The organism is Prauserella muralis, from assembly GCF_003202285.1.
In the GTDB taxonomy this organism is placed as follows: domain Bacteria; phylum Actinomycetota; class Actinomycetes; order Mycobacteriales; family Pseudonocardiaceae; genus Prauserella_B; species Prauserella_B muralis.
The window spans coordinates 829,743-846,839 of sequence record NZ_MASW01000007.1; the positions used below are offsets into that span (position 1 = coordinate 829,743).

The 17,097-nt window shown below is 71.6% G+C and carries 17 protein-coding genes; 7 read left to right on the forward strand and 10 right to left on the reverse strand.

Annotation, left to right across the window (positions count from 1 at the left end; genetic code table 11):
* Positions 1-73: 73 nt before the first annotated feature.
* The gene (locus BAY60_RS33555) at positions 74-1,486 is read left to right on the forward strand and encodes an MFS transporter (RefSeq protein ID WP_112285379.1); all 1,413 of its coding nucleotides are present in this window, start codon (positions 74-76) and stop codon (positions 1,484-1,486) included.
* A gap of 256 nt (positions 1,487-1,742) precedes the next feature.
* The gene (locus tag BAY60_RS33560) at positions 1,743-2,735 is read left to right on the forward strand and encodes an AraC family transcriptional regulator (RefSeq protein ID WP_146771124.1); all 993 of its coding nucleotides are present in this window, start codon (positions 1,743-1,745) and stop codon (positions 2,733-2,735) included.
* A gap of 505 nt (positions 2,736-3,240) precedes the next feature.
* Here BAY60_RS33560 and BAY60_RS33565 read toward each other — a convergent pair.
* Together BAY60_RS33565 and BAY60_RS33570 are read right to left on the reverse strand one after the other, a co-directional pair.
* Positions 3,241-4,233 (reverse strand): cupin domain-containing protein, encoded by a 993-nt coding sequence (locus BAY60_RS33565; protein WP_112285381.1) that lies wholly within the window; start codon positions 4,231-4,233, stop codon positions 3,241-3,243.
* A gap of 42 nt (positions 4,234-4,275) precedes the next feature.
* A complete protein-coding gene (locus BAY60_RS33570) occupies positions 4,276-4,515 on the reverse strand; it encodes a hypothetical protein (protein WP_146771126.1) in 240 nt (79 codons plus the stop codon).
* Between the two features lie 165 nt (positions 4,516-4,680).
* Between BAY60_RS33570 and BAY60_RS33575 the strand changes: the two genes are divergently transcribed.
* The 5 genes from BAY60_RS33575 to BAY60_RS33595 are packed head-to-tail and all read left to right on the forward strand — an operon-like array spanning position 4,681 to position 7,998.
* On the forward strand, positions 4,681-4,899 hold the full coding sequence (locus BAY60_RS33575) for a hypothetical protein (protein WP_425466501.1): 219 nt from the start codon (positions 4,681-4,683) through the stop codon (positions 4,897-4,899).
* A 35-nt stretch (positions 4,900-4,934) separates the two neighbouring features.
* Entirely contained in the window at positions 4,935-5,534 is a 600-nt protein-coding gene (locus BAY60_RS33580; protein WP_112285384.1) for an NUDIX hydrolase, read from the forward strand.
* Positions 5,535-5,571: 37 nt separating this feature from the next.
* Positions 5,572-6,462: a PfkB family carbohydrate kinase gene (locus BAY60_RS33585; protein WP_112285385.1), complete on the forward strand. Its 891-nt coding sequence runs from the start codon at positions 5,572-5,574 to the stop codon at positions 6,460-6,462.
* Positions 6,463-6,499: 37 nt separating this feature from the next.
* Complete coding sequence (locus tag BAY60_RS33590) at positions 6,500-6,892, forward strand: DUF2237 family protein (RefSeq protein ID WP_112285386.1); 393 nt, start codon at positions 6,500-6,502, stop codon at positions 6,890-6,892.
* Complete coding sequence (locus BAY60_RS33595; RefSeq protein ID WP_211330548.1) at positions 6,889-7,998, forward strand: AI-2E family transporter; 1,110 nt, start codon at positions 6,889-6,891, stop codon at positions 7,996-7,998. Before BAY60_RS33590 ends, BAY60_RS33595 begins: the two co-directional genes overlap by 4 nt.
* On the opposite strand, the gene BAY60_RS33600 is transcribed toward BAY60_RS33595, so the two are convergent.
* The 8 genes from BAY60_RS33600 to BAY60_RS33635 form a co-directional block, all read right to left on the reverse strand.
* Positions 7,977-8,894: a ferredoxin gene (locus tag BAY60_RS33600; RefSeq protein WP_112285387.1), complete on the reverse strand. Its 918-nt coding sequence runs from the start codon at positions 8,892-8,894 to the stop codon at positions 7,977-7,979. The two genes, BAY60_RS33595 and BAY60_RS33600, sit on opposite strands and share 22 nt — an antisense overlap.
* Positions 8,895-8,916: 22 nt before the next feature.
* Positions 8,917-10,038 (reverse strand): TNT domain-containing protein, encoded by a 1,122-nt coding sequence (locus BAY60_RS33605; RefSeq protein WP_245992921.1) that lies wholly within the window; start codon positions 10,036-10,038, stop codon positions 8,917-8,919.
* Positions 10,035-10,478 (reverse strand): hypothetical protein, encoded by a 444-nt coding sequence (locus BAY60_RS33610; RefSeq protein ID WP_112285388.1) that lies wholly within the window; start codon positions 10,476-10,478, stop codon positions 10,035-10,037. The genes BAY60_RS33605 and BAY60_RS33610 overlap by 4 nt, the downstream gene beginning before the upstream one ends.
* Before the next feature lie 20 nt (positions 10,479-10,498).
* Positions 10,499-15,016 (reverse strand): DNA/RNA non-specific endonuclease, encoded by a 4,518-nt coding sequence (locus BAY60_RS38425; RefSeq protein WP_112285389.1) that lies wholly within the window; start codon positions 15,014-15,016, stop codon positions 10,499-10,501.
* On the reverse strand, positions 15,016-15,321 hold the full coding sequence (locus BAY60_RS33620; RefSeq protein WP_112285390.1) for a type VII secretion target: 306 nt from the start codon (positions 15,319-15,321) through the stop codon (positions 15,016-15,018). Before BAY60_RS33620 ends, BAY60_RS38425 begins: the two co-directional genes overlap by 1 nt.
* Before the next feature lie 26 nt (positions 15,322-15,347).
* A complete protein-coding gene (locus BAY60_RS33625; protein ID WP_112285391.1) occupies positions 15,348-15,932 on the reverse strand; it encodes a YbaB/EbfC family nucleoid-associated protein in 585 nt (194 codons plus the stop codon).
* A 137-nt stretch (positions 15,933-16,069) separates the two neighbouring features.
* Positions 16,070-16,477: a VOC family protein gene (locus tag BAY60_RS33630; RefSeq protein ID WP_112285392.1), complete on the reverse strand. Its 408-nt coding sequence runs from the start codon at positions 16,475-16,477 to the stop codon at positions 16,070-16,072.
* On the reverse strand, positions 16,474-17,070 hold the full coding sequence (locus tag BAY60_RS33635; RefSeq protein WP_112285393.1) for an ArsR/SmtB family transcription factor: 597 nt from the start codon (positions 17,068-17,070) through the stop codon (positions 16,474-16,476). The genes BAY60_RS33630 and BAY60_RS33635 overlap by 4 nt, the downstream gene beginning before the upstream one ends.
* Between the last annotated feature and the right edge of the window lie 27 nt (positions 17,071-17,097).

A 17,097-nucleotide genomic window follows, 5' to 3' on the forward strand; every position in this document is an offset into this window, starting at 1 on the left:
CGCTGCCGGGCCGAAGACCGCGACCATCCGTCGACCTCGGCCCGATGCCGGTGGGCGGTCTGCGGAGCCGGCAATGACCCTGGGCCCCAGCACGCCGGCCACCGACGTGCAGCCGTCAGCGCACCCACAGACGGTGTTGTCCGTGGTGTGCCTCGGACAGTTCGTGGTGCTGGTGAACATGATGATCGTGTTCGTCGCGCTACCCGCTATCCAATCTGCGCTGGGCTTCGGTGGCAGCAACCTGACCTGGGTCGTCAACTCCTATACGCTGACCTACGGCGGTTTCCTCCTGCTCGGCGGGCGCAGCGCTGACGTGTTCGGGCACAAGCGCATGTTCCTCATCGGACTGTCTGTCTTTCTGGCCGCGTCCCTGCTGTGCGGACTGGCCGTGACCAAGGAAATGCTTGTGGGGCTGCGTGCGGCACAGGGCGTTGGTGCGGCCCTTTTCTCCGCAACCGCGTTGACGATCATCACCACGACCTTTACCGGCGAGCGCGAACGGCGCAGAGCGCTGGCGACGTGGAGTGCCGTGAATGCCGGCTCTGCCGGACTCGGCCTCCTGCTCGGCGGCGTCCTGACCGCAGCCCTGTCGTGGCGATTCACCTTCTTCACCATCACCGCGGCGAGCGTGGCGGTCCTGATAGTCGCTGGCCGCATCCTTCCGGACATGCCACGTCGCCGCGTGCACGGGATCGACATTGGTGGCGCCGTGACGGTCACCGCAGGTATCACCGCCACCGTTTACGCGATTCTCAGCAGTCGCGAGAACGGCTGGACGGCGTCATCGACCCTTGTCGCCGAAGGGCTGTCGGTGGGACTGCTGACGGCCTTCGTCATCATTCAGCTCAAACGGCGGGTACCCCTCGTCCGTCTCGGGGTGTTCAGGCTACGCACGCTCACCGCGGCTAACGTCACGATGTTCCTGGTCGTCGGCACACCCGTAACCGTGTTGTACCTGCTGACTCTCCATCTGCAGCAGATACTGCACTACAGCGCGTTCGAGGCCGCGCTCGCGCTGCTTCCGGCGAGCGCGACGGTGGCTGCCGGCTCGCTGGCGACCCGCTCCCTGCTGTCCAAGCTGGATCCCAGGGTACTCCTGGCTGTGTCCCTCACCTGCGTATCATCGGGCGCGACACTACTGGCCTGCTTCGGCGCCACGAGTCGCTACGCCGACGCCATACTGCCAGCAGTGATCATCACCTTCCTCGGCACCAGCTGCGCGATTGTCACGCTCTTCTCACTCGCGACAGCCAAGCTTCCCGACGCCGACGCCGGCTTGGCATCCGGACTGATCAACACGACCACGCAGGTGGGCAGCGGACTCTGGCTGGCTGTCTTCTCCTCTGTCGCGGCCATCCATGCGGGCGTGGCGCTCGGCGGCTATGCCACGGCGATGCGGGGCGTCGCCTTGCTGGCTCTCGCAGGCGCCGCCGTCGTGTTACTGATGCTACGAAAGCGCCACATCGAGGAAATAGACATTGAGTAAACCTATTTCCGATTATTCCTGAATTCCTGGAACGTAGGTTTCTACGTTAACTGCTCCATGGACGCGTCTCCTCACATTTTGTAAACACAATCACTCGGTTGAATTCCGGAGTGAAAATCTGCTAGCGTCGCCCGTCGATTAAAACCTTGGTTTCATAAATGAGAGAGGCTGGTGTAGTGATGGGAAGTGGTCATCGCAGCCACGCTCACGCGGTTTGCCGTTTTTCATCCAGCGGCCTCGCGGGGAAGGCAGGCGCGTGAATCGCTACGAGCCGGAGCTCCCACTCCAGCGTTATGAGGTCCTCCGATCTCAGGATGTCGACCAGACTCACGCCCACATTTCGAAGGTCTTCTGCGACCATCGGTTCCGAGTTCCCGGCAGAAGTCCCCGCGTCAATGCGCGCCAGCACGCGGTCCGGCTTCGCGACACCGTGCACACCTACACGGCTTACGGCGCCGAGGCGATCGTCGACGTGACCGAACTGACGTTCTACGTTGTCAAGATTCCGCTTCGAGGCTCACTCGTCGTGGACTCGCAGAGCCGACGATTTCTGGCCAGCCCTCGCCTCGGGTCCGTCGCGGACTGCGGCAACTCGGTCTCCATGTGGCTGGGGGCCGGCTGCGAACAACTCATCTGGCGAATCGAACCCACCCTCGTGATTCGCCAGCTGGCTCACATGATCAACGCCGAGGTCGAGCACCGGGTCCTATTCGACCCAAACCTGCCCGTCACCGGCATGCGTCGCCGCGATTGGATGGCGTTGTTCAAGTCACTGGTGACCGACCTCAGCCGGGACCCGAGCCTGGCCACCGACCCGTTGCTGATCGACCCCGTCGAACGACTGCTCGTCCAGGAACTCCTCCTGGCCCAGCCCCACAGCTACACCATGTTCCTGCTGGACGAATTCGCCAGCCCTGCGCCGTCCCGAGTCGTGGACGCCGCGACCGAGCTGATGCACCACCAGCCGCAACGCTACCCCACGGTCACCGATGTAGCCCGCGAGCTCGGCGTTGGCCTGCCCGCGTTGGACAAGGGCTTTCACCGGCATCTCGACACCACGGTGGCCGCGGTCCTCGAGGCGAAGCGGCTGCGCCATGTCCGCAAGGTCCTGCTCGCCGCTTGCCCCTCGGACTCCGTCGCCGTAACAAGGTTGCTACGCAAGCAAAGCGTCGTCGCGATTTCCACCTTCACCAACCGGTACCTGCGTCAGTACGGCGAGACCCCGCTGCAGACCACCTATCGCCACTGAGCCGGCCTCAGGGCTCGACCTTCGCGACCGACTGGGCCCCACGATCTCGCTCATCCGGAGGGCCTCCTCGGTGACGGTGTGCCGCAAGGCGACAACGTCGGCGATCTGGAGGAAATAGGCGGCGCCCAAGGAAGGCGGAAACCGCACGGGCGCGAACGGCGCGCTGACCACACGCGGTGCGGCGCGCAATCATTCGAACGCCTCGGTCGCGGCGAGCTTCGTGCGCGACCAGATCCTGGAAGAGAGGAACCACCCAGTGCGCGGTTTCCGCCAGGATTTACTGCGCCACGACTGGCATCTCGGCTAGCACAGTCTCGCTCAGCTGACAGTAGCCACCAGTGGTGACCACAGCCACGGCTCGGAGAAGGAGACGATATGACTGCGTTCCGAGGCGGTCTTGCTTAGCCCGGCGCCGTACGACGGATCTACTCAGCGGAACGCCCGGTAGGTCAGCGCGGTCACCGACAAGTCGACAGCCGGTCTCGGCAGGTCTGTCGCGAAGCCCTCACTCACGAGCCAGGGTCTGTTCCATCGTCTCGCCGAAGTGTTGCCGGTAGCCGATGGCGAAGGCGTCGCGGAACAGCACGCCGAACTGGTCGCACACGTCGCCCACCGTGCGGCCCGCGGTGGGGTCGGTGCGGTAGAGCCGCTGGTAGACGTGCCTCTGCAGGGCGGCGGTGTGGAACCGCTCCGCGGAGACTCCCGCCCGCCGGAAGCCGGCCTGCAGCGCCGGCGCGCTGACGCCCACCGCGCCCGCGAGGTCGGGGAACGCGGCGAACCGCTCGGGCCCCGCCGCCAAGCGCTCCATCGCCTCGGCAACGACGGGCCGGGACGCCGGCAGCGCCGCGGCCGCCGCCTGCCGGTAGCCGGGCCACTGGGCGCGCAGCAACCCGGTGGCCAGCGCGCCCTCGACGTTGCGGATCAGCAGCGGATCGGTCGCACAGCGGGGATTGCGCTGGACGCAGTCGAGGAGTCCCTTGACCAGGCGCCGCACCAGCTTTCCCCGCTGGGCGCTCAGATCCAGTCCGAGCTCCAGCCGGACCGGGCTCCCTCCGACGTCCTCGGCCACGAGCAGGGACGCATACTCCCGCACGAGCACAGTGTCGATCGCCCAGATCAGCTGAACGCAGTCCCGCGGCATCCGCATCGCGAACGTGTCGTCAGCGGACGGGGTGGACGCACAGGCGACGCCGGACGCGACGCGCTCCGCGCCGGACCAGACCGCGGCCGTGCCCCGCAACGGGATCTGCAGGGCATACAACGGCAGTTCGTCCACGCGCACGGTCACGTCGCCGCCGTACGCGGTGATCGTCGGGGTGGTGTGCCGCAGGCGCAGCCCGCGCTGCTCGGCGGCAAGCGTTGTGTCGCTCGTCGTGAACCACGCCTCGTGCGGGCAGAACACGATCCTGACGCGGTGCCGCATCTCCTCGAAGTCGCGCGTGCGGGTGATGACGTGCCGGCCGAGTGGCCAGGGGTCCGCCTGGCCGCGGGCGTTCATCGGTGTCACTGGCGAGTCCTTCCGGTCGCCTTGTTCTCCGGTCTAGCCAGTGGCCGCGTGCACGAGCCCGTCGTCCAGGGCGGCCGGGAACGCGCCGGCCGTCGGATAGTCGGTGGCGGCGTGGACCTTCGCCCTGCAGACGGTGCCCTCGGCGTCCTCCGCGGTCAGCCGCACGGTCGCTGTCGCGACTCCGCGCGTGATGACGGGACCGCGGGTGCGCACCCGCAGCCAGCGCTCGCCGTCCCGGTAGACGACGCGCGGCGTGAAGTCCTGTCCCAGCATGGTGCTCGCCTCCCTGCGGTTCACGGCTGGCGTTTCGATGTATAAAACTATGGTGTCACTCATTGCGCAAGGGGCCAGTCCGACATAACATCTACAAAACGAATCTAGCGTTTTTGTGAGTGAAACATGGACGCTGTTGTTCCTTCCGGCCGTGCGCTCGCGAGGTTGAGAGCCATCGACGCCGGTCGCGCCGAGCTGGCGTGCAGCTCGGAGCCCGACCTGTTCTTCGACGGCCTGGCCTGCTGCGACCAGGTCACCGCCCACGCCCTGACCCGCGACGGCCTGATCCGCCCGGCCCGCCCCGGGCTGATCGGCCAGCGCGTGGCCGTCCGGCTCACCGGCGCCGGAAGGGCCGCGCTCGGCCTGCCGGACGCCGCCGCCTGAGCCGGCTCAGCACCGCCACGATCTACGATGGGCCGATGCCGCCCGACGCCCGTGCCCCGATCGCCGAGGCGGTGCGGCGGTTCACCCCACAGGCCAGCTCCGCCGAGGGCAGGCGCGCCGCCGTCGCCGTCACCCTCGCCCTCCGCGACGGGCAGGCCGGGTTCTGGCTCACCCGCCGCGTTCCCTCGCTGCGGTCCCACGCGGGACAGTTCGCGCTGCCGGGCGGCCGCCTCGACGACGGCGAGGACGCCACCGCGGCCGCGCTGCGGGAGCTGCACGAGGAGCTGGGCGTCCGCCTCCGCCCCGACCACGTGCTGGGCCTGCTCGACGACTACGTGACCCGCTCCGGCTACGTGATCACGCCGGTGGTGGTGTGGGCGGGCGCGGACCCGGAGCCGGTGCCCAGCCCGGACGAGGTGGCCGAGCTGTTCTGGATCCCGCTGACCGACCTCGACCTCGAACCCCGGTTCGTCCGGATCCCGGAGTCCGACCGGCCGGTCATCCAGCTGCCGCTCGCCGGCACGCTCATCCACGCGCCCACCGCGGCCGTGCTCTACCAGTTCCGCGAGGTCGCGCTGCACGGCAGGCCCACCCGCGTGCACGACCTGGAGCAGCCGGTGTTCGCCTGGCGGTGACGTGTTTACCTGGCCCCGTCCCGGGTACGGCCCGGGCATGGCTGTCGAGGTGGTCGTGGTCGGGCAGCTCGCCCGCGACCTGGTGCTCACGGTCGGCGAGGCGCCGGGCGCCGGGCAGAGCGCGGACGTCCGCCACCGCCGGGAGATGCTCGGCGGCAAGGGCGCGAACCAGGCGGTGGGGCTGGCCCAGCTCGGCACGCGCGTCGCCCTCGTCGGCGTGGCCGGCGACGACGACGTGGGCAGGGAGATGCTGGCGCAGGCCCGCCGTGACGGCATCGACACCAGCGCCACCGTGCGGCGGGACGACACCGAGACGGCGCTGATCGTGGACGTGGTCGACGACGACGGCCACTGGCGCTACCTCGAGCACATCCCGCGTCCCACGCTCGTGGGCCGCGACGAGATCGCCGCCGCGTCCGGCATGATCGCCGAGGCCGACACCGTCGTGCTCCAGCTGCAACAACCCGGACAGACGGCTCTGGCGGCCGCGCGGCTCGCCCGCGCCTCCGGAACGCGGGTCGTGCTCGACGGCGCCCCCCACCAGGACGCCGACGTGCTGCTGGCCGACGCCGACGTGGTGCGCGCCGACGCCCGCGAGGGCGAACAGCTCACCGGCCGCTCGCTGGACACCGTGGCGGGTGCCGAGCGCGCGGCCGCCGACCTCCTCGGCAGCGGGCCTTCGCTGGCGGTGCTGGAGGTCGCCGGTGAGGGCGACCTGTTCGCCGACGCCGAGCGCACCCTCTTCCTGCCCCACGGCGAGGCCGAGGTCGTCGACACCACCGGCGCCGGGGACGCTCTGATCGCCGGGCTGACGGCGACCCTCACCCGCGGCGGCTCGACCCGCGAGGCCGCCGAGGCCGCGGTCGCGGCGGCCGGGGCCACCGTCGGCCACGCCGGTGGCAGGCCGCATCTCTCACCTCGCGCGTAGCCTCGCCCACGGGCACCGCACGTGCCACGCTTGAACCATGACAACCGATCGCAATGTGCTCGGAGGGAAGCTGGAGCCCTGCGGAACGGATCCGCTGACCGGCTTCTACCGTGACGGCTGCTGCACCACCGGCCCCGAGGATCTCGGCAGTCACACCGTGTGCGCGGTCGTCTCGGCGGAGTTCCTCGCCCACCAGCAGGCCATGGGCAACGACCTGGTCACCGCCCGCCCCGAGTACGGGTTCACCGGGCTCAACCCCGGCGACCGCTGGTGCGTGAGCGCGGCCCGCTGGCTGGAGTCCTATCAGGCCGGTGTCGCGCCCCCCGTGGTGCTGGCCTCCACCCACGAGCGCGCCATCGAGGTCATCCCGCTGGACGCGCTGCGCGAGCACGCGGTGGACGTGCCCGCGGACCCCAGCGGGCTGCTGTGACGACCGACCCCTCCCGGGACGCGGGCCTGGCGTTGCCGCGCGGGCTCGTCGTCCTCGCCGGGATGGCGGCGCTGACCGTCGTGGTCGCGGGGGTGCGCAGCCTCGGCAGCATCCTCGGCCCGGTGTTCGTGGCGCTCATCCTGACGCTCGCGGTGAGCCCGCTGTCGTCGTGGCTGCGCCGCCGGGGCGCCCCCATCTGGCTGGCGACGATCACCGGGGTGCTCGCCGCCTACCTCGTGCTCGCGGTGCTCGCCGGGTCGCTGGGCTTCGCGATCGCCGAACTGGCCGCCCGCCTGCCCGCCTACAGCGACCAGTTCAACGCGCTCGTCGAGCAGGTCAGCACCCAGCTCGAACGGTTCGGCATCGGCCAGGTGCAGATCGAGGACGCGCTGGCGCAGCTGGATCTCAGCAGCGTCGTCGGCGTGCTGCAGAACGTGCTGGGCCAGGTGGCGGGCATCGCGTCCGACCTGCTGCTCATCGTGCTCGTGGTGCTGTTCATGGGCATGGACGCCGTCAACTTCCCCGGCAGGCTCCGCGCGATCGTGGCCGAGCGCGGCGACGTGGTGACCGCCCTGACGTCGTTCGCCGCGGGCACCCGCCGCTTCCTGTGGGTCACGTCCGCGTTCGGCCTCATCACCGCGGTCCTCGACGTCATCGCGCTGCTGATCCTCGGCATCCCGCTGGCCCTCGTGTGGGGGCTGCTCGCCTTCATCACCAACTACATCCCCAACATCGGCTTCGCGCTGGGCCTGGTGCCGCCCGCGCTGCTGGCGCTGCTGGAGGGCGGGCCGGGCCCGATGTTGCTGGTGATCGTGCTCTACATCGGCATCAACTTCGTGGTCGAGGGCGTGATCCAGCCGAAGATCGTCGGCGACGCCGTGGGGATCAACGTGACGCTGTCGTTCCTCGCGCTGGTGTTCTGGACGTGGGCCATCGGCCCGCTCGGCGCGCTGCTGGCGATCCCGCTGACGCTGATGACCAAGGCGCTGCTGGTCGACGTCGACCCGAACAACCGGTGGATCAACGTGCTCATCACGGCCCGCCCACCCAAACCGGGCAAACCGGGACCGAAACCGGAGCCGGATCAGTCCGCTGTGGACGGCTGACCGGTCACGGTGGCGACCGCGAGCTCCCGCGCGGGCTCACCCACCTCCGGCAGGGTGAAGCCGCGGGCGCGGATGTGGGCCGTCAGCTCCGGGTCGGGCGCCACACCGTGCTCCCGCAGGTAGTACGCCACCGCGCCGGGCCACACCCACGTGCCGTCGGTGCGGAAGTTCAGCGGCACGGCGGGCTCGCGCTCGGGCGCGAACGCGTCCGTGTCGTAGCTGCGGGCCGACAGCACCACCGGCGCCGCGTTCAGATAGTCGAGCACGAGATCCCGCTCCGCGGGTGTCAGCGGAGCACGCGTGACCACCGGCCTGCCGTCGTCGTCGAGGCCGTCGTACACCCGCGGGGTGCGCAGGCTCACGCCGGGAGCCGACGGTGCCGGTGCCGATGCCGATGACGGCGCCTCCGCCCTGGGCTCCGGTTCCGCCGCACGCGCGGGAGACTCGTCCGGCTGCCTGCCCGCGGCGCGCTGCCGCAGCCATGCCGGGACGGCGTTGTCCGGACGCGGGAAGAAGCGCAGCTCGTCCTGGAAACCGATCGGCGGCGGCACCCGCCGCCATCGCGGCTCCTGGTGGTAGGTGAAGTCCGCGTAGGCGTTCGCGGGCGGCTCCACGGTGAGCGCCGCGCCCAGCCATGTTCCCCGCCCGGGTTCGTACATCCCGGTGCGCAGCCTGCCGAACAACCGCACCGCCTCCGACGGCGGCGGCAGCGGCCGCGGGGTGCCGTCGGCGCCGACGACGGTCAGGTCGGCCTCGACGTGCCTGCCGACGGCGCGGTACTCGGCGTGCAGCCGGCGCCAGCCTGCCGGGGCGACGGCGGCGATCGCCTGGCCGATCCGCTGGATGAGCTGCTGCTGTTCCTGGGCGCCCAGCGGCGCCGGTGGTGGCTGGGTCATCGCTGTTCCTCTCGGCGCCGGGTCAGGGCCGGGAAGGCGGGGCCACGGTGCGGTGCGGGATCTCTTCGAGCACCCCGTCGGCGAGCAGGTCCGCCACCGGGCGCTCCAGCAGGAACGCCACCCCTCCGCCGGGCTGGTCGAACCACGGCACCGCCGTGCCGGTCAGGGCACGGACCGCGTGCCGCAACCGGTAGACGTGGTACTCGTCGCGCTCCTGGTCGGGCTCGTGCGAGCGGTAGGGGAACTCGGTGCCCGCCGCATACAGGGTGTTGCCGGACGGGTCGCCGTAGCGGTCGAGCTCGGTGCCGGGCGGCAGCGTCACCAGCCGCTTGCCCCGGTAGAGGTTGAGCCCGATGTCGTCGCCCGCGGGCTGGATCGGCCACTCCTCGGCGGGCCGTTTGGCATCCGGCGGCAGCTCGTCGCGGAACGCGGCGCGATGCAGGTACAGGTGCCCGGTGAAGTAGCGGGCGGCCTGCGCCGCCGTGTCGAACACGGCGCGTTCCAGCCGCTCGTCGCCCTGGGCCCAGAACACCGCCCACCGCTCGCCCTCGGGCACCAGGCACCAGGCCCCGTCGGCGACCTCGCCGATGCGGAACCGCGACGCGTCGGCACCGAGCTCGGCCGCCGCCTCCTCCGCCGCGCGCAACGCCTCCTTGGCCGCGCTCTCCGGGTCGGCGGCGCCGCCGAGGGTGACCGCCGCGGCCCGGCTGACCCGCTCCCGCAGCCAGCCGGGAACGTGGCCCTCGTCGCGGGGGAACACGGCCAGCTCGCGGGCATGGGCCGCGGGCGGCACCGTCCCGTCCCACGGCGGCTCCTCGTCCCACGTGTAGCGGTACTCGAAGCGCGAGTCGACGAACACCTGCGCCGCGGCCTGGAACCACGTTCCCCTGCCGGGCCGGTACATGCCGGCACGCAGCCGCCCCAGTAGTTCGGCGAGCTCCCCGGGCGGGGTCCACAGCTCGAGGCCGCCGTCGCTGACCCGGCGCACCATCACCGGTAGTTCGGTGTAGTCGCCGAGGGCGCGGTAGGTCAGCAGGACGTGCGCCGAGTCGGTGGGCATGAAGTGCACGACGAGATTCGTGATGCGCCGCCAGAGCTCGTCCTGCTCGTCCGGGGTCAGGCCACCGGGTTCCACTGTGGTCACTGGGCCTCCCCCTGCCGTGCCCTGGCGAGCTCGGCGCGCAGCCAGCCGGGGATGTGCTCCGCGTCGCGGGGGAACGCCTCCAGGTCACGCACCCAGCCCTCGGGCGCGATTCCCGGCTCCCAGCGGGGGTTGAAGTCCAGGTTGTAGTTCGCGTGCAGCCTGCCAGGCGGGTCGATCAGGTACCGGGCGGAGAACCACGTACCCTCCCCCGGCTCGTACATGGCGCTGCGCAGCCGCAGCAGTGCGTCGACGGCCTCCTGCGGAACCGGAACAGCGGGGTAGGAGCCGTCGTTCAGCAGCACCGACAACGTGGCATCGTGCACCTCCACCACGGCCCGGCAGCGGAAGTCGATCCGCAGCCAGCCCTGCGGTGCGGCGTCGATGAGGGCGAGCCCGGCCCGGTCTCGCAACGCGCGCCGCTGCTCGGCGTCAGCAGCCATCGGTCGGTGTCCTTCCTCGGTCACGTGGTGGTGGCGGCGTTCGGCGCCTGGTTCGTGAAACTGCGCAGGTGCACGCTCTGCGTCCCGTCGGGCGCGGTCTCGACCCAGCGTACCTGGATGGTGTGCGGCACCCGGTCGCCAGCATCCCGCAGGGGGAACACGCTGAACTGCTCCACCTTGCCGCCCTTGCCGAGCAGGTCGGCGAGGTCGCGCTCCATGGCCGCCCAGTGGTGGTCGGCATTGGCGAGCTTCCAGCCCTGGTTCTGCGGCCGCCACTGGGAGATCATGTTGACGAGCTCGCCGGGGCCCGTGAACTGGTTGCCGACGATGTGCCCGCCGTCGTTGCGCTGCGAGCGCGGGTGGCTGCTGTCGGGGCCCAGGTCGGCGGACTCCTTCTGCGCGCTCTCGTCGCGGCGGGGCAGGTCCACGGAGTCGGCGCGCCGGAGATCGTTGCCGGTACCGGAGACGGTGTCGGTCTCGCCGTTGATCTCGGGCCCGGTCTGGTAGACGAACCGCCCGTCGTCCACGTTGTAGACCGTGTTCGGCCTGGGGTTGTTCAGGTCCGGGTTGTGCGGGCGGAAGTGCTCGGCGACCGCGATGTCGCCGTTGCCGTCCGTCCAGTACACCGCGCGCGTCATCACCGGCTTCTTCTTGCCGTCCCGGTACTCGCTCTCCACGACGTACTTCGAGTTCGGCTCGAGCGTGCGGTCCTGGGTGAGGAACGGCTCGTCCGACTTCTGCCGCACGACCCGTTCCGTGGCGCCGTCGAACCGCTCGGGCCGGTCCACGCCTTCGGGCGCGGTGGCGCCCGGTTCAAACCGCTGTCGCAAGTGGACCTCGGCGCCGGGATGGTGATTCGCCAGGTTGTCGGCGTCCGGGTGCGTGCGGGAGATCCGGCCCGACTCGACGTCGGCCCACCGGATGTTGCCGTCGGCATCGGTGTAGAAGCGTCCCCGGGGGTGGCCGTTGGTGTCGACGACGTCGTAGCGCGTGTGCGGGTCGAGCGCGCCGGGCGGCGGGTCGAACGGCTTGCCCGGCTTCGGCGCGTACGGGTGGGCGCTGTCGATGGTGCCCGTGCTGTCGTAGGTGGGCCGGTGGAACTCCACCGCGGGCTCGGGCAGCCCGTCCGGGCCGGTGTGGAACACCTGGTGGTGGCCGTCGATCCCCACCCGGTACGTGGTGTCCGGGTGCGGGTTCGTGACGTCCGGGTTCGGGTGGTACGCGGGGTTGGCGGCGCCCTTGATGCGGGGCGGCTCGTTGGGGTGCTCCGCGTCGATGTGCGTGACGCGGCCCGTGCCGTCCGTGTGGTAGGTGCCCCGCAGGGTGCCGTTCTCGTCGTGCACCCGGTAGGAGTGGTGGGGCTCGAGCCGCTGTTCCGTGGGGAACCGCTCGTCCGGCCTCGGCGGCCGGGGCGCGTCCGGGTTGTTCGGTCCGATGTCCTCGGGACCGGTGCGCGACGGCGGGTCGAAGTCGCGCACGGCCTGCGGGGTGGCGTGGCGCCGCTGCTGCAGGTCCTCGTCGAGCAGTTCTCGTTCCTGCCGCTGCCACGGCTCCTCGGCGTCCGGATCGGCATCCGGGTCCTGTGGCGGCTGCCTGCGGCCGCGCGCCTGCGCGTCGTCCGGGTCCAGGTCGCGCTTGTCGGCGTCGGCGGTGTCCGGCGTGAAGGCGTCGTCGCCCGCGCGCGACGTGGCACCGTCGGGGGTGTGCACGTCCCACTCGCCGTTCGGCGGGATCCTGGGCCGCACCTTGCCGTCCGGGCCGATCTCGTAGTCGGAGGAGAACACCCGGCCGTTCGAGTCGGTCCACGCCGGCTTGTTCGGCGCCAGCACCTCGGTGTCGAGTTCCCGCGACAGGCGCTGCGCGAAGTCGTTGGAACCCGCGTCGCAGCCGATGAGCCGGATGGGACCGCCGTCGTAGTCGCCGTTGCGGCGCAGGATGTCGGCGAACTCCTCCGGCGTGTAGAGCCGGTCGCCGATGCGGGCGTGGCCGTCGGGGGTGACGTGCACGTCGACGGTGTAGCGGCCGTCCGGGTCGGGCCGCACGCGCTGCGGCAGGTCACCCATCTCGGGGTCGTCGCGGTGAAACGACGTGCCCGCCGGGGTGCGCTCGGCATGCCGCTGGTTGACCTCGTCGGGCGTGAGCCGCTCCGGCTCGTGGTGGGGCGCGTCCGGGTTCTGCGGCGGCTGGTCGGGCCGGTGCGGGCCGTCGGCGTCGGGCCGGGGCCCCGGCGACTGCGGCGCGTCGTCGGGAAGGCGGTGGCTGCCCGGCGGCCTGCCGTTGCCGCCAGGCGGCGGGGACGGCCTGCCCGGGTCGGGCGCGCCGGGTGACGGCGGCGTCGCGTGCGCGGGCGCGGTGCGCGGCGGGCCCCCGTGCGGCGGGGCGGCGGGACTGCCGTGCGGAGCGAGACCGCGTGGCGCCACCTGCGGGCCGGGTGCCGGTGCGGGGGCTCGCCCGCCGGGTCCGGCGCCCGCGGGGCTGTTCGGGCCGGGCGGACGGTTCGGCGACCCGTCCGGTGCGCGGGGTGGCGGGTTCGCGCCCGGGCTGCCCGGAGTGCCGGTCCAGCCCCCGCCCGCGCCGGGCCGTGCGCCGGGGCCGCCCGCACCGGGTGTGCCGGCGCCGGGGCTTCCCGGCCCGGCCGGGGCCGCTCCTGCCGGGCCGGTGGCCGCGGGCCCCTGCTGCGGGTTCGGCGACGCGGGCCCGCCGTCGGGCCCGCGCTGCGGCGGCACGCTCGCCGGACCGGCGTCGGTGCGCGGCAGGGTCGACGACGGCGTGGAGCCACTGGCCGTGGTGGTGTTCGACGGCCCCTCGCCGGTCCTGGGGCTGCCCGGATCGGTGTGCGGAGCGCTCGATGAGGGCGCGCCGGTGCCCGGGCTCGCGGTGTGCGGGCTGCCCGGGTTCGGGCTGCTGCCCGGGTTCGGGGAGCCGCCGCTGCCGCCGGGCGAGCCGCCGCCGTCACCGCCGGAATGGGCGCCCGGCGACGACGAGGAGGCCGGGGCGTGACCGGGAGCCGGACTCGAGGTGGGACTGGGACTGGGGCTGGAGTCCGGGCCGGGGCCGGGGTTCGAACTCGGGCCGGGGTTCGAACTCGGGCCCGGGTTCGAACTCGGGCCGGGGCTGGGGGCGGAATCCGGGCTGGGACTCGCGTGGGCGTTCGGGCCGGGGCCGCCACCGCCTGCCGGGCCGGAGCCACCCGCCGGGGCACTGTTGCCTGCTGGAGCACTGTTGCCGGCCGGAGCGCCGTTGCCGGCCGGAGCGCCGTTGCCCGCGGGGCCGTCACCGCGCAACGTGCTCGGCGTCGCACCGGTGTCCGTGCGCGCGGCCGCGGGCGTCCCGGGCGAGCCGGAGCCCGCGGGGTCACCGCCGGCGCCGGAGGCCGGCGCGTCACCGCCGCCGGTGCGGCTGGTGGTGGGCGCTCCGCCCTCGGTGTTGGTCCGGACCGCGGCCGGTCCGTCGGCGGTCGTGGACGTGCCGCCGTCGGGCGACGCGCTGCCGGAGCCGCCGGAATCGCCGGAGTTCCCGGGGTCGCCGGAGCTGCCACCGCCGTCAGCATCCGAGCCGCTGCCGCCGTCCGCGCCGTCGCCCGACCCGGAACCGCCGGAGTCCGAGCCGGATCCGCTGCCACCGCCACCGCTGCTGCCACCGCCACCGCCCGGCGTGTCGATGTCCGGGCCGCCACGCTGGAGGAAGCCGCCTGCCGTGATGTTCTTGGTGCTGATGACGTCGAGCCCGGTGATCTTGCCCGCGATCTTGCCGCTGACCTTGAGGATCTGGGCGAGGATGTCGCCGAGCTTGCCCAGCAGCGGCGAGACCCTGCGGATGGTCTCCAGCAGCTTCTTGAGCAGTTCGGCGATCTTGGTGGCCCACTTCGAGATCGCCGCGACGGCCTGGGCGACCACGACAGGCGTGCCGAACCCGAGCGAGAACACCGTCTCCAGCACCCAGGAGATGAGCTTGCCCACCAGGTCGGCGATGAGGTCGCGGACGGTCTCCCTGACGAAGCTGACGACCTCGCCCATGATCATCACGACCGTGCTGATGGAGCCCGCGACACTCGCCGCGCCCGCGAGGGTCTCCTCCTGTTCCTTGCAGGACTCCCGGTAGGCGTCGGCGGCGGGGCCGGTCCAGCCCGCCGTGCCGGTCTTGACGGCGTTGGCGAACGTGACCTGCGTTTCCTCCAGATGCCCCGAGACGTTGCTCCACGTCTCCGAGTACGACTGGATCACCGGGGGGTCGCCGCACACCGAGTCGAGCATGTCCTTGAGCGGCTGCACGTGCTCCATCAAGAACGACGCCACCGACGACATCAGCCAGCCGAAGGGATCGATCGCCGCGGCGGCGCCCTCGGCGGCGAGGCCCACCATCCCCAGGCCGCCCTCGACCCAGTTGCCGTCCTTGATGCCGTTGAACGTGTCCATCGCCGACTCGGCGATGCCGATGCCGCCTGCCCAGCCGTAGTCACCGTTGCCCGACGTGAGCGGCCCTGGCCCGTCGCCGTCCTGCGGTGCGTCGGCGACGAGCGGGTTGCCTCCCTCGGGCATCACTCACCCGCCTTGAACGCGTCGACGACACCGTCCTCGGTGGACTGGTAGACCTCGGCCGCCCTCCTCGCCTTGTCGGCGGTGGCCTGCATGGCCGACACGGCCTCGTTGAGCGCGTCGATGCCGTACTGCTCGACGGGATCGAGCAGCATGCGAAACGGCTGGCAGAGAATGCCGTACGCGTCGGTGGGCATGCTCACCTGCTGCGCCGCCTGCACCGCGACGTTGAGCTGGTCGGTGCAGCCGTCGATCTGCGTGGCATGTGCGGTGAGGTCGGAGCCGAGCTCGAAACCGCCCTCGGGCATGAGGTCCCCCTAGTTGGCCGAAACGGTCAGGACAGGATCGAACGCCCGCCGAAGTCGTCATCGTCGTCGTCCGCCGACGGCCTCCGGCGCGGCCTCGGCTGTGGAGGCTGGGGCGCCTGCGGAGACTGCGGAGGCGTCGAAGGCGGCGCCTGGTGCCGGGGCGGCGCGGCCGGTGGCGGCTCGTCGTCCTCGGGTCCGAAGCGCAGCTCGCGATCCGGTGCCGGGGGCGCGGGCTCGTCCTGCGGAGGCTCCGGGAACAGCCGCTTCGCGTCCTCGAACACCTTGGTCGCGGCCTGGTCCTGTGTGCCGATGGTCTCGGCCATCGCCTGCTGGAGCCGCTCGGGGATGCGGGACTGCGCGGCCTGCACCGTCCGCATGATCTGCATGGACAGCTCGGCCATGCGCCTGCCCTGCGCGCTCTCGGAGATGGAGAGGTCGGTGAGCAGGCCCTTCGAGTTGATGGTCACCTGGACGGCCTTGTCCGGCGAGGTCTCGGTGACCGAGATGTCCTCCACGCGCGCGGCCATCGCCTGGTACCGCTGGGCTTGCTCCTGGATCTTCCGGGTCCAGTCATCGACCATGCGCTCGCTGGCGTCGACGCTGTCCGGCATGTTCCGCTCCTCCCCCAGACGCTCACGGACGTCTCCATGGTGACGGCACCGCACCGCCGCCGGTTCCCGTGAGCGCAATCTTGGCCCGAACGGCCCACAGCATACGGGGCGGGCCGGTCGCCGGTGGCCGGTACGGATCAGGCGGTCGCGATCATGATGAGGTTGCCGCACGTGTCGTCGAACACGGCGGTGGCGACGCCGTCGGCCTCCGCAGGCTCGCCGAGGAACCGCACGCCCTGGGCGGTGAGCCGTTCGTACTCCGCCCGCACGTCGTCCACGGTGAAGGCGGTGAACGGGATGCCCGCGTCGAACAGCGCCTTCTTGTACACCTGGGCGGCGGGCCTGCCGTCGATGACGACGGACGGGTTGCCGTCCGGTTCCAGCAGCAGCTCGACGTCCTCCGGCCCCTCGGGCGAGACGACGGTGAGCCACTTGCCCCCGCCCACGGGGAAGTCGCGCTTCTTCACGAAACCGAGCACCTCGGTGTAGAACTGCAGCGCCTTGTCCTGGTCGTCGACGAGGACGCTGGTGAGGTTGATCCTCATCCCGTCTCCTTCTTCGGGTTCACGCTGGGATGCACGGCGACGACGATGCGGTGGTGCCGCCCGCCCGGCGCGGACTCGTCGTGGTACTTGGACACCAGCTGGGTCACGGCACCGGCGAGCTCGTCGGCGAACGCGGCGCGGTCGGCGGCAGAGGCGAACCGGATCTCGCCGTCGATGGCGAAGGTCGCCAGCCGCTTGCGGGCCTGCATGGCGCCGGTGAGCAGCTCGCCGACCTCCCGGACCAGCCGGGAGCCCAGCGCGAGCAGCCAACGCGCCGACAGCCGGTCGGGCGACTGCGCCGGGTCGGGCTGCACGGCGCCGAGCACGTTCGGCGAGATCACGTACGACGCGGCGCTCGCCTGCAGCACGCGCTCGGTCATGTTGCCCTTGCGCCGCTCCTCGACCAGCTCGACGAGTCCGTGCCGCTCCAGCGCCCGCAGGTGGTAGTTGACCTTCTGCCGCGGCAGCCCGAGGCGGTGGGCCAGCGTGCTGGCCGAACCGGGCTCGGCCAGCTCGGCGAGCAGCCGGGCCCGCACCGGGTCGAGGGAGACCTCGGCGGCCTCGGGATCGTCGATCACCGCGACTTCGTGCATGGCCCCACTGTCCTACCGACAATACTT